This window comes from Bacillus paramobilis (assembly GCF_038096195.1).
Classification (GTDB): Bacteria; Bacillota; Bacilli; order Bacillales; family Bacillaceae_G; genus Bacillus_A; species Bacillus_A mobilis.
In genome coordinates this window covers 1,889,760-1,902,110 of record NZ_CP151108.1, presented here as the reverse complement: position 1 = coordinate 1,902,110, position 12,351 = coordinate 1,889,760, and the positions used below count along the sequence as shown (strand labels likewise).

14 protein-coding genes are annotated in these 12,351 nt (G+C 37.1%); all 14 read right to left on the bottom strand.

Translation table 11 applies throughout. The features are described from left to right. Positions 1-58: 58 nt before the first annotated feature. Complete coding sequence (locus AABL52_RS09835) at positions 59-307, bottom strand: DUF1294 domain-containing protein (RefSeq protein ID WP_341519273.1); 249 nt, start codon at positions 305-307, stop codon at positions 59-61. 181 nt (positions 308-488) lie between these two features. Beyond that, the gene (locus tag AABL52_RS09830; protein WP_097842952.1) at positions 489-887 is read right to left on the bottom strand and encodes a hypothetical protein; all 399 of its coding nucleotides are present in this window, start codon (positions 885-887) and stop codon (positions 489-491) included. Positions 888-928: 41 nt separating this feature from the next. After that, positions 929-1,153: a hypothetical protein gene (locus tag AABL52_RS09825; protein ID WP_000752390.1), complete on the bottom strand. Its 225-nt coding sequence runs from the start codon at positions 1,151-1,153 to the stop codon at positions 929-931. An 18-nt stretch (positions 1,154-1,171) separates the two neighbouring features. Beyond that, a complete protein-coding gene (locus AABL52_RS09820; RefSeq protein ID WP_098237374.1) occupies positions 1,172-2,221 on the bottom strand; it encodes a P-loop NTPase in 1,050 nt (349 codons plus the stop codon). 60 nt (positions 2,222-2,281) lie between these two features. Beyond that, positions 2,282-2,518: a molybdopterin converting factor subunit 1 gene (gene moaD / locus AABL52_RS09815; protein WP_000628497.1), complete on the bottom strand. Its 237-nt coding sequence runs from the start codon at positions 2,516-2,518 to the stop codon at positions 2,282-2,284. A gap of 4 nt (positions 2,519-2,522) precedes the next feature. After that, positions 2,523-2,987, bottom strand: a complete 465-nt coding sequence (gene moaE, locus AABL52_RS09810) for a molybdopterin synthase catalytic subunit MoaE (RefSeq protein WP_000529375.1) — start codon at positions 2,985-2,987, stop codon at positions 2,523-2,525. Then, positions 2,968-4,275, bottom strand: coding sequence for a molybdopterin molybdotransferase MoeA (gene moeA / locus AABL52_RS09805; RefSeq protein ID WP_341519272.1), 1,308 nt, complete (start codon positions 4,273-4,275; stop codon positions 2,968-2,970). Before moeA ends, moaE begins: the two co-directional genes overlap by 20 nt. Positions 4,276-4,293: 18 nt before the next feature. After that, on the bottom strand, positions 4,294-5,310 hold the full coding sequence (locus AABL52_RS09800) for a molybdopterin-synthase adenylyltransferase MoeB (protein WP_341519271.1): 1,017 nt from the start codon (positions 5,308-5,310) through the stop codon (positions 4,294-4,296). Between the two features lie 24 nt (positions 5,311-5,334). Next, a complete protein-coding gene (locus AABL52_RS09795; protein ID WP_033656377.1) occupies positions 5,335-6,114 on the bottom strand; it encodes a formate/nitrite transporter family protein in 780 nt (259 codons plus the stop codon). 200 nt (positions 6,115-6,314) lie between these two features. Further along, positions 6,315-7,331: a GTP 3',8-cyclase MoaA gene (gene moaA, locus AABL52_RS09790; protein WP_341519270.1), complete on the bottom strand. Its 1,017-nt coding sequence runs from the start codon at positions 7,329-7,331 to the stop codon at positions 6,315-6,317. 20 nt (positions 7,332-7,351) lie between these two features. Then, entirely contained in the window at positions 7,352-8,149 is a 798-nt protein-coding gene (fdhD, locus tag AABL52_RS09785; protein ID WP_341519269.1) for a formate dehydrogenase accessory sulfurtransferase FdhD, read from the bottom strand. Between the two features lie 16 nt (positions 8,150-8,165). After that, complete coding sequence (locus tag AABL52_RS09780) at positions 8,166-8,510, bottom strand: DUF2294 domain-containing protein (RefSeq protein WP_000039580.1); 345 nt, start codon at positions 8,508-8,510, stop codon at positions 8,166-8,168. Between the two features lie 116 nt (positions 8,511-8,626). Then, complete coding sequence (locus AABL52_RS09775) at positions 8,627-9,109, bottom strand: DUF1641 domain-containing protein (protein ID WP_000729900.1); 483 nt, start codon at positions 9,107-9,109, stop codon at positions 8,627-8,629. A gap of 12 nt (positions 9,110-9,121) precedes the next feature. Beyond that, complete coding sequence (fdhF, locus tag AABL52_RS09770; protein WP_341519268.1) at positions 9,122-12,061, bottom strand: formate dehydrogenase subunit alpha; 2,940 nt, start codon at positions 12,059-12,061, stop codon at positions 9,122-9,124. Positions 12,062-12,351 lie beyond the last annotated feature (290 nt).

Sequence of the window (12,351 nt, the reverse complement as noted above, 5' to 3'; positions counted from 1 at the left end):
TATACGGTCCCGCATGCTCACTTTACCAATAATCAATCTGCAATTCTTTCGACATTTCTCATACAGCAAAAAGTAAACATACTGTTATAACGACAAGTAACGGTATACCGAAAACAAATTTCTTTTTATGTGTTTTATGGTGAAACATATACATACCAATCCAAGCACCAACTGCTCCCCCAGCTGCCGCTGATAAAAACAACGTACTTTCTGGCGTTCTCCACTGTTTCTTCCTCGCTTTTCGTTTATCAAGCCCCATAAGGGTAAAAGCTATAACGTTAATAACAAGAAAATAAATCCATTTCATCGCTTTCTCTCCCTATGAAAAATCCGCTTAATCGTAACATGAAAAAACGACGAAAACAACTGAAGAACGCTTTTGATCAAACTAGTTTCATTCTTTTTCTTAATTGGTTACCTTCATATTTATATAATCAACTAAAATCGCAGTTAAAATAATGAAATAGAAATATGTTATGAGCAGAACCTTATATTTCATTCCCTTCACCCACTACCATACCATCGAAAAAACTTCTCTCAATCTCTTGTGCATCAAAATGAAGAACCATGATTAGCCCTACATATAAAGAAACGAAATTTAGAAACCATTCGCCATTTTCATCTTTGTTAGCTAAACATTTAAATATCTCTTGAAATTGCATACGCTCATCTGTAGCAACAACCGGACGCACACCAAAATATTTCAATACGAGGTTCAGCTTCAGCTGCACAGATAATGATAAAATATATTTTAATAGCTCCGTATACTCTACACTATCTTTTTGACTATACAACTTCACAAGCTTTTGATGTAAAGTAGAAATCGATAATTCTTCGTCAGTCACTTTAGTTGCTTCTACCATTTCAATCATCTTTTTCATATTCATTACATTCACCCCTTCTGAAAAAAACAAAAGCCAAAGCTTATTTATTTTATAATCAGTAATAATTGAGTATTTCTCATCTCTCGCTCTTCTTCACTAACTAAGTCATACTTCTTTAGAAGATGAAAGACATCATTTAATATTTCCTGTGAATGATTCCCTTGCAAAAATCCCTTTAACTCTTTAAAAATCACTTCCGGTAAAAAATCCTTTTGACTTTCAAGCTTATTCATTACATCTTCCATAGAATGATCGATATTACACGCCATACTAATAAACTTCCCCCTCTATCCTCTATAAATAATATCTTCCGCTAACGATGTAAACACTTCTCCTACAAGAGAGTCTTCATCATATACAGATGAACCGTTATTTTCTTCTCGTTTTGCAAAAGGTATTTGCGCGATCACTTCTGTTTGCAATTGTTCTGCAAGCATTTCGCCGCCACCTTTTCCGAAGAGATAGTTTTTTGATCCATCTTGTTCTTCATAATAAGCCATATTTTCTACAATCCCTAAAATCTCGTGTTTCGTATGTTTTGCCATAACACCTACTCTAGATGCTACGAACGAAGCTACATTGTGTGGTGTTGTAACGATAATTTCTTGCGCCTGCGGGATCATTGCTGCAACATCAATAGCAACATCTCCTGTACCAGGTGGTAAATCAAGAAGTAAATAATCTAATTCTCCCCAGTGCGTATTCGCAAGGAAATTTTGAATCCATTTATTTAACATCGGTCCGCGCCACATAACCGGGTTATTTCCTTCCGTAAAAAATCCCATCGACATAATTTTAACACCGTGACTAACGACCGGAATTGCTGTTTGATCAATCATCGTCGGTTTTTGATTTGTTTCCATCATAGCTGGAATGCTAAAACCATATATATCTGCATCTAATATCCCCACTTTTTTGCCCATACGAGCTAAAGCAGTTGCAAGATTAATTGTCACTGTTGATTTTCCAACTCCACCTTTTCCGCTCGTTACAGTAATAAATCGTACCCCTGAATCAAGACGAAGCATGCTCGGCATACCAGTTTCTGTTCTCGTATTTTTCTTTAACTTCTCTGTTAGCGCAGCTCGTTCTTCTTGTGTCATAGAACCAAATGTCAAATCTACCTTAGATGCACCTATCGCCTGAAGAGACTCTTCCACATCTTGTTGAATTTTTTCCTTTAATGGACAACCTTGAATCGTTAGCACTACTTCAAGTTTAACCTCTGTTCCATTCATTTGTATATTTCTAACCATATTTAATTCTACAATACTTTTGTGTAACTCCGGATCCTCTACATGTTTTAATGCGTTCATTATTTGTTCTTGCGTAATCATAGCACTCATCCCTTCTCATATTCGAATTTATATACAACATCTTCTTGGCGGAAAAGCTTGTTATCCCCCGCTAACAGGCGGGATTAATGCGACTATATCTCCAGTTTTTATCATCTCTTCATTCGTTACAAACTCTTCATTCACAGCCACCATCACTCTATCAAGCGATGGTAAACAATAGCTTGTTTTCAGCCATTCTTTTAATTGCTGAACTGTCATTTCTTGTTTTTCTAAAATTACGAGTCGATCCGATCCGACTTCCTCACGTAAATTTGCGAACAATAAAATTGTAATCATCTTCTCATTCTTCCTTCTTTGGTTTTCCTTCTGGATATGCCGTATTTTCAAGTTGATCTCCAATCCACATCGTTCCATCTTCCCAAAATTCTTTTTTCCAAATTGGGACGATTCGTTTTATACGTTCAATCGTGTATTCATTTGCTTCATAAGCTACTTTACGATGAGGTGATGAAACTGCAATGACTACCGCAATATCCATGATTTCTAGCCGCCCTACACGGTGCGTAATTGCTATTTTTGCGTCTGGCCACTTTTCATTTATTTCTTCACCAATTCTCATAAGTTGTTTCACTGCCATCGGTTTATATGCTTCGTACTCTAAATGTAGCGTTCGTTTTCCTTTTGTTAGTTCTCTCACCGTGCCAATAAATGTTGTAATTGCACCTGCTTCTCTTCTTGCGACTTTATTCGTTACTTCTTCAACTGAAATCGGTATATCTACAATCTCAAATAGCGCTTGTCCCATTAGAAACACCTCTCACTTTATAAAATGCCCAAGGCCATTCACTACCTTCATTATCTTCCAGCAAAAGAACATCTACGAACATATCTTTTTTATAACCTCTCGTACCACCTGGAAGTACAATAAATATATTTGTCTCTGCTAGGGAAGAAACTGAGCTAGATTTATCAAACCCTGACGGATAAGCAATTAATTGCCCTTCGTTATATGTCAGTTTTGCTCGCACAAATCTTGTAAATGGATTTGGTTTTAGAAAATCTTCTCCTAATAACGCTTTTTCTCTCTTCATATGTGCTTTTTCACTAAACATATACGTCCGAATACAAGGTCTTACAAACAATTCAAATCCTACGTAACAAGCAGATGGATTTCCTGATAAACCAAATAATAACTTGCTATTTAATTGCGCTACAGTCGTAACACTTCCTGGCCGCATTGCAACTTTATTGAAAAGAACAGAGGCACCTAACTTTTCGTAAATAGCTGGTAAATAATCGTAATCTCCTACTGATACACCGCCTGTTGTAATGAGCATATCTACTTGGCTTAACGCTTCTTTTACAGCTGTGAAACATGTATGAAAATCATCGCTAAACTTCCCAAAATATTTTACTCTGCCGCCCGCTCTTCGAATTTGAGACAATATCATATACGTATTACTATTTCGGATTTTCCCTGGCTGTAGTGAATCATTTACATCCAGTAATTCACTACCAGTCGCTAGCAATCCAATTACAGGCTTTCTCGCCACTGGCACCTCACTATAACCGAACGTAGCAAGAAGAGCTGAAATACCCGGATGAATGTATGATCCTTTTTTTGCAAGAACCGCTCCTTTACGGGCATCTTCACCTTGAAAAGAAATATTGGCGCCCGTTTTGAACGATCGCTTCACTTCCATATAATTGTTGCCAGCCTCCTCATATGGACGAGTCAGCTCTAACATAACCACCGCATCACACCCATTCGGAATTTGCGCTCCCGTCATAATTCGAACTGCTTGAAACGGGCCTACTTTCTCGTGGAATATTGATCCCGCACCAATTTCACCAATTACTTCAAACACAATTGGCGTTTCATAACTTGCTACATTCGTATCTTCTGCTCTAATAGCAAATCCGTCATACGGTGAACGATTGAATGAAGGTACATCATGGTCAGCTACTAAATCCTCTGCTAATATACGCCCGTAAGCTAATTCAATAGGTAGTAGCTCCTTTAATCCCTCATTAGCAAATCCCATTACTTTACGAACAGCTTCTTCAACCGTAATTGGCACTCTTCTTTCCATTATTGACAACCCTTTCTATTAACTGAATACGCGATAATATAATTGTTTCGCTTTCGAAATATCATTTGTACCATGAATGAAAACACGACCATCCCGAAAAATAACGACGCGGTAATCATCTAGGTGGCAAGATAGTAAATACTGATTCCGCTCTACTTTCCCTAGTTTATTTAATACTTTTTCTATATCGTCAAAATCGTACTTTCTATTTTCTACTGGCCTAATTTGCACTGTATTTCTTCCGCATAAAGCAGCTACCTTCGTTTGGTTTTCGTATGATAAATAAGGATAAGTTCGATTTAAGCCGCACGAAGGGCAATCGTCTGTTTTGATTTTCCCTAGTTTTATAAAATGGTTTTGATTACTCCATATATCAAACATGAAAAATGTTTTTCTAATTGCTGCGAAATCTCCTACTAAAATTTTGAACGCTTCCGCCACTTGATATGCTGCGACGATTTGAACAGTCGGGCTAATAATTCCAGCGGTATCACATGTCACACCTGTAACAGGAACATTCTTCAGCACACAATGTAAACATGGTGTCTCTTGCGGAATAACCGTATAACTCATACCGTACGATCCAACGCAGGAACCGTATATCCACGGAATCTTATATTTTTGTGATAAATCATTTATTACAAATCGAATATCGAAATTATCTGTTGCATCAATTATTACATCTACATTTTTTAATAGGTCTTCCATGTTTTCTGCACTTGCATCCATTACGAAAGCATCTATGTGTACTTCCGAATTAATTCGCTCTAACCGATTTTTAGCAGCAATTGCTTTCGGTATTTTCTCTATCGCATCTTCTTCAGAGTACAATTGTTGCCTTTGTAAATTACTCCATTCAACGTAATCACGATCAATAATCGTCAACTTGCCAATACCTGCACGTACGAAACTTTCGGCACTTGCACTTCCTAATGCGCCTGCTCCTACAATTAACACATGTTTATTTCGAATTTTTTCTTGCCCTCTACTCCCAATTGGTTTGAACAACTGTTGTCGTGAATACCGATCAGCCATTACATACCCTTCCTCTCACGAACTCTATTTCATATTAGAATGTTGTTTTTGATAACAAGCAAAGTAAGCAAATCCAACAAATCCAGCTCCCCCAATTACATTTCCGATAAAAACAGGAACAAAATTTCTAGCAAGATCCATCCACGTCAGATGACCTGCAAAAATAACTGCCGAGATGACAAACATATTTGCTACTACTTGCTGAAATCCAATCACTACAAATGCCATAATGGGAATCCAAATTCCGATTATTTTTCCGACAAAATCACTCGTCCCATAAGCGAGCCAAAGCGCAAGACAAACGAGCCAATTACATCCAATTGCTAAAATTAAAGTTCTCCCAAATGATTCATGTAATTTCCCTTCTGCTATCGCTACCGTTTTATTTAAATAATCTCCCTCTGTTAATCCGCCAAGATGACCGAAACAATACGCAACAAAAATAGCTCCCACGAAATTCATGAAAGTAATCCAAACCCAATTATTTAGTACACTTACCAATGTAATTTTCTTTGCATAAAGCGCCATAGAAAGTGACATCATATTTCCAGTAATTAATTCTCCTCCTGCTAATACGACGAGCATTAATCCAACAGGAAAAACCGCTCCTCCTAAAACATTGACTAAACTACCCCAGCGTTCAGGTAAATTACCTAAAACGCGAATGTTAAGTAAAAAACCAAGCGAAATAAACGCTCCTCCTAAAAAACCGAGAATAAGCATTGCTGGCAACGTCTGACTTACTTTTTGAACACCGGCCTCAATTACGAGTTCAGCAATTTGTTCCGGTTTATGAAATGCCATTACTAATTCCTCCATTTTCTCCAAATAAAAAAGCAGCTTCAAAAAACCTCCTCAAAATAAAGGTTTTTGAATGCTGCTTAATTTCTCTGCACATCTTTTACAGAGATATCAATCATCACTTTTACTATAAAATAGAAAATCTACAAACATTGCACATTTTCCATTTTGTATATACTTCATCATAGTATCACTTTTACATATCAGCCACCAATATGTGACATTTCAATTTTAGGCGCTCTTTTTTTACTTGTATGACTTAAGCGTTCATCTGAATAACGATCTTCTCGGTTGTTCCATATATCACGTACAATATATGTTATTTCATCGTCAGTGTATCCAGATCGAAGTAGTTCTCTCAAGTCATTTCCTTTAGAAGCAAACAAACAAGTATATAATTTTCCTTCTGCAGAAATACGAGCTCTCGTACATGAGGAACAGAAGGAATCTGTTACTGATGAAATGATACCTATTTCTTCATCACTTCCAATATAACGATAGCGAGTTGCAACCTCACCTGCATAATTCGCTTCTATCCGTTCTAATGGCATAACTTGATGAATGGCATCTACTATTTCTTGTTTAGAGACGACCTCTTTTAACTCCCAACCGTTATAATTTCCAACGTCCATATACTCAATAAATCGAAGAATATGTTTATTTTCCTTAAAGTGTCGCGCCATCTGTAAGATGTCCTGTTCATTTTTCCCCTTTTGAACGACCATGTTTATTTTAATTTTCATACCAACTTCAGCTGCAGCCTGTATTCCTTCTAGAACCCTTTGCACTTTGCTTCTATTGCCGTTCAAATAGAAAAAACGCTCTTCTTCTAAAGAATCCAAACTAACTGTCACACGTGATAAACCCGCCTTATATAAATCAGGAGCAAACTTTTTCAGTAACGATCCATTGGTTGTTAAGCCGATATCCTCCACACCATCCACTTTATTAAGGCGCTCAATAAGCTGCGGAAGACCTCTTCGCAGTAACGGTTCTCCGCCCGTAATTCGTAACTTTCTTACACCTAAAGAAACAAAAATACGTGTTATCCTTTCAATCTCATCAAATGATAAAATTTTATCATTAGACAAAAACGAATAATCAGGACCAAATATTTCTTCCGGCATACAATAACGGCAGCGAAAATTACAGCGATCAGTAACAGAAATACGTAAATCCTTTAAAGGACGTTGTAGTTTGTCTAATGTGACAGATTTCATATTTATTGCCTCGCTTTTACTTATTTTATATTTAAAACACGCTCTGGATGCGTATATACGTTTAAGGATTGATTCCGAATAAATCCTATCGTAGTAATACCTAATTCTTCTGCTAGCTGCAAAGCCAACTCAGTTGGAGCTGATTTTGAAAGTATAATTTCACAACCAATCTTTGCAACTTTCAATAATATTTCCGAAGAAATACGACCACTAAAAACAATGATCTTATCGCTTATAGAAATATTATTTTTTAAGCAATAACCGTAAATTTTATCTAACGCATTATGTCTACCGATATCCATTCGGCTTAAAATAACGCCATTCACATCACACAAAGATGCATTATGAACGCCACCTGTATGACGAAATGTCTCTGCAGATTGCTGCATTTCTTTCATTAATCGAAAACAGTCTTCTGCAGCAACCTGTACATGTACGCCATTCATTTTTTTCGCGCTTAGTGCATCATTTGCAAAAACAAACCCTTGCCTACTCATACCACAGCATGAAGTAATATAACGTTTATTTTGCATTTGTTCGTAATACGGATTCACTTTTTTCGTTGTGACATGTACAAATCCTTTTTTCTCTTGTACCCATATGTCATCAATATCTTCATACTTCCGAATGATTCCTTCAGATGCTAAAAAGCCTATTACCATATCTTCTATATATTCTGGAGTACTAACCATTGTAACAAACTCCTGTCCGTTCATTTTAATCGTGACTGGAAACTCTGTTACAATGCTGTCCTCTATATGCTTAAACGCCCCTTGTTCATAACGAAAGATTTCTCTTTCTACCTGTATCGGTTTCACGATCAGTATCCTTCTCTCACGTTATATTTTTATCAAAAACGAATACCGAAACTGCAATATCTTCTTCTACTTTCATATCTGAAAATAAATTCACTAATTTCGCTCCAACAAGTTCCTCCAAATGTTCACGGGAATTCGCAGCATACACTTCTTGAATCATTTTCGTTCTAGCCAAATGAACCATTTCCGCACCGTCCATCGTACTTGAAATGAATTTTTCAGTAGGTGTTAAGTTTCCGTAAAGGGTCGCAATCGCCATATTTTCAGCAAAAACAGTATGAATTCGTTCTGGTCCTTTTCCGAAAAGTTCCTTTCGAAGTTTTCGTATCATATCATTAAATTCATGTACTTTTTTTGACATACAATTATACCTCCAACAAATCCTCATTTTACTTTATTATATATTTTACCAAAATGAGCCTTCCGCCCAAACTATTTCGTACAAACATTTGGGCGAAAAGATTCACTTCATGAAGATTATTCGTCTTTTAATCCTTTACCCATACCTTTTAAGAAATGAAGCCCAAACCCGATAGCACGGTTAATGTCTGGGTCTTTCAATACTTTCATAAGATCAAATACTCCTACTTTTTTATTACTCTCTAAATGTTCATTACCTTCTTCTAGTCCTACTAATAAACTACCTATAAGCTTTTTCGTAAGTTCCGGATCAAGTTCTGTTAAAGCACCCGCGGCACCCATCATATTATTAATTAAATTTGTAACAGGCTCACGAGTCACTTGACCAAGAACGATTTTTGCAATTGGTTCTTTCGCCTTGAGCATAGAATTTGCGGCTTCTAGCATTCCGATGTCATTTAATTCACCAACAATATTAAACATTTGATTTAAAGCTTCTTCATTATTAGCTAGAAGCTCTTTTAAATCATTTAATTTTTGCTGTTTTATTTCTTCCTCAGTTAATTCTTGTTTTTGAATCATTTTTATAGGTGCAGCCATATTTTTCTCCTCCTACTTATCCGTTAAATGCACATACCCTGGACGTGCCCACTTACGCTGTACCTCAATACCAGCTTGAGGATGACGTTTTTTATTACGTGGGTTCGCTTTTGGCATCGGATTTTCGCCCTCAACTTCTAGCACTTCCATACGCACTTTCGTCTGTTTATAAGCAGGTGTGTTCGTACGCGTATCAACTGCAGGACCTGTTAAGAAATTAATTGCTGTTTCATTATCTGTAGAGTTCATCGGTAAATATAATTCATTCGCTTTTACACGATCTGTTACAAGTGCGCGTAATTTTAATGCTCCAAAAGGAGAGACAAGACGAACTAATGAACCTGTTTTCACTCCACGTTCTTTTGCAAGCGCTGGAGAAATTTCAACGAAAACGCCAGGCACTTTCGTTTGAATACCTGTTGATTTATTCGTCATATTTCCTTCATGAAAATGCTCAAGCATACGACCGTTATTAATGTGAAGATCAAACTCTGCTGGGAATTCAGCTGGACGTACCCAGTCAGCAATCGCAAAACGAGCTCTTTTATCTGGGAAGTTAAATCCATCTTGGAAAAGTAATGGTGTATTCGTTCCATCAAAACTTCCCCAATGGAAACTATTCCACCCTTCAAGTACTTTATAATTTGCTTGTGAGAATAGTGGTGATAAACTTGCCATTTCAGCAAAAATTTCACTTGGATGGCTATAATTCCAGTTTGCACCTAATTTATTCGCAATCTCCTGCACAATCCACCAGTCTGGCTTCGCATCTCCAAGCGTAGGAAGAACTTGATACAATCTTTGTACACGGCGCTCTGTATTTGTGAAAGTACCTTCTTTCTCAAGAGACGGTGCTGCTGGTAATACAACATCTGCATATTGAGCAGTTTTAGATAAGAAAACATCTTGCACAACGAAGAAATCAAGGCTTGATAACACTTCATGTACATGGTTCGCATTAGAGTCTACAAGAGCCATATCCTCTCCAACAAGATACATAGCTTTCATTTTCCCTTCGTCAATTGCATGTAGCATTTCGATATTATTAAGACCTGGTTCACTATTAATTTTGACTCCGTACGCCATTTCAAATTTCGCACGTTCCATATCGTTTGTAACGTGCTGATATCCAGGAAGCCATCCTGGTAAAGTACCCATATCACAAGCACCTTGTACGTTATTATGACCTCGAAGTGGATATGCACCAGCACCTGGACGACGATAATTACCTGTTGCAAGAAGTAAGTTTGAAATCGCAGCGGAAGTATCAGAACCACCCGTATTTTGCGTTACGCCCATACCCCAAAGGATACATGTACCATCTGCACCACGAATCATTTCAGCCATCTGAATAAGTGTTTCTTTTGAAATACCAGTCATTTCTTCTGCATATTCAAGTGTATATTCTGTCAGACTCTCTTTGAAATCTTCAAAGAAGTTTACATTCTCATCAATAAATTGCTGATCGTGCCAACCTTGATCCATCATATATTTCGTAATAGCCATTAACCATACTTGATCTGTTCCTTGTTTTGGACTAATAAAGACGTCTGAACGCTCTGCCATTTCTGTTTTACGAAGATCAGCGACAATTAATTTTTGTCCGTGTAACTTATGCGCACGTTTAATACGTGTAGCTAAAACAGGATGACCTTCTGTCGGATTACAACCTACAATAATAACAAGACCAGATTGTGCGATATCTTTAATCGTTCCAGCATCTCCGCCCATACCAATTGTACGGAATAATCCGTCTGTCGCTGGTGATTGACAATAACGTGAGCAGTTATCAATATTATTCGTTTCGAATACTTGTCGAGCTAATTTTTGAATGACATAATTGTCTTCATTCGTAATTTTTGATGAAGAAATAAAACCGATAGCATCTTTACCGTACTCTTCTTTAATCGATCCTAATTTACTTGCAACTACATTCAATGCTTCTTCCCATGTAGATTCAACAAACGCTCCATTTTTACGAATTAAAGGTTTCGTAATTCTTTCTTTAGAATTTACGAAATCCCAACCGAATTTTCCTTTTACACAAGTAGAAATTGCGTTAACTGGCGCATCAGAAGAAGGCTGTACTTTAAGGATTTTGCGCCCTTTCGTCCACACTTCAAATGAACAACCTACACCACAAAATGTACATACTGTTTTCGTTTTCTTCGTACGAGTATCACGCATGGCCGCTTCCACTTCTGATACCGCAAAAATACCGCTATATCCAGGCTCAACCTCTTTAATTAAATCTACCATCGGTTCAAGAATATCTGGTTTTAATCCCGTCATAAATCCAGCTTCACCGAGCATTGTTTTCTCCATTAAAGCGTTACAAGGGCAAATGGTTACACATTGACCACAGCTCACGCATGAAGAGTCATTAATATTTACTCCTTCATCCCAAATAACTCGTGGGCGTTCCGCTTCCCAGTCTATCGATAACGTTTCATTTACTTGTAAGTTTTGACACACCTCAACGCATTGACCGCATGCAATACATTGATTCGGGTCATAGCGATAAAATGGATGCGTCATATCAACTTCACTTACATCTACTTTCGGTTCATAAGGATATTTTTGATGTTCGATTTCCATTAATTCTGCTGTATTATGCAGCTTACAGTTCCCATTGTTGTTGTCACATACTGTACAGTATAATAAATGATTTTCTAATAACCGATCCATCGCCTCTGTTTGCGCTTCTTTGGCACGAGCAGAATTACGTTCAATGTTCATACCTTCTGTCGCCATTGTCGAACAAGAGCGCATTAACTTTCCGTCAACTTCTACAATACAAGTATCACATGTTTGAATAGGATCTACTTCTGGCACGTAACAAATTTGTGGATGTTCAATCCCGTTCTCATTAATAACACCCAATATCGTTGAACCGGGCTCCGCTGCATACTTTTTTCCGTCAATTGTAATATGAACCATGTTGTCATTCATGGTCTTTCCCCCTTTTTGAGAATAAAAAAACTCCACCACGAAAATATACGCACCACATTTCGGCACGTTATTATCATGGTGGAGTAGTTTATTAGCACATCTTGCTAAAATACCAATCCATTTATTCATAAATAAAACGATAGATTCATAACAGGTCATATCACGATTCCATCTTTAACACTATAATTATAGCGTTAAAGCTAAAAATATACAATATAAAATTTAAACTACGCATATGTCAGCGTGGAACTATCCATAATAACCCATATAAAATATAACAAGGAGTAAGC

Coding starts and splice junctions, on each gene's coding strand:
- AABL52_RS09835 (WP_341519273.1), bottom strand. CDS start 307: ATGAAATGGATTTATTTTCTTGTTATTAACGTTATAGCTTTTACCCTT.
- AABL52_RS09830 (WP_097842952.1), bottom strand. CDS start 887: ATGAATATGAAAAAGATGATTGAAATGGTAGAAGCAACTAAAGTGACT.
- AABL52_RS09825 (WP_000752390.1), bottom strand. CDS start 1,153: ATGGCGTGTAATATCGATCATTCTATGGAAGATGTAATGAATAAGCTT.
- AABL52_RS09820 (WP_098237374.1), bottom strand. CDS start 2,221: ATGATTACGCAAGAACAAATAATGAACGCATTAAAACATGTAGAGGAT.
- moaD (WP_000628497.1), bottom strand. CDS start 2,518: ATGATTACAATTTTATTGTTCGCAAATTTACGTGAGGAAGTCGGATCG.
- moaE (WP_000529375.1), bottom strand. CDS start 2,987: ATGGGACAAGCGCTATTTGAGATTGTAGATATACCGATTTCAGTTGAA.
- moeA (WP_341519272.1), bottom strand. CDS start 4,275: ATGGAAAGAAGAGTGCCAATTACGGTTGAAGAAGCTGTTCGTAAAGTA.
- AABL52_RS09800 (WP_341519271.1), bottom strand. CDS start 5,310: ATGGCTGATCGGTATTCACGACAACAGTTGTTCAAACCAATTGGGAGT.
- AABL52_RS09795 (WP_033656377.1), bottom strand. CDS start 6,114: ATGGCATTTCATAAACCGGAACAAATTGCTGAACTCGTAATTGAGGCC.
- moaA (WP_341519270.1), bottom strand. CDS start 7,331: ATGAAATCTGTCACATTAGACAAACTACAACGTCCTTTAAAGGATTTA.
- AABL52_RS09780 (WP_000039580.1), bottom strand. CDS start 8,510: ATGTCAAAAAAAGTACATGAATTTAATGATATGATACGAAAACTTCGA.
- AABL52_RS09775 (WP_000729900.1), bottom strand. CDS start 9,109: ATGGCTGCACCTATAAAAATGATTCAAAAACAAGAATTAACTGAGGAA.
- fdhF (WP_341519268.1), bottom strand. CDS start 12,061: ATGAATGACAACATGGTTCATATTACAATTGACGGAAAAAAGTATGCA.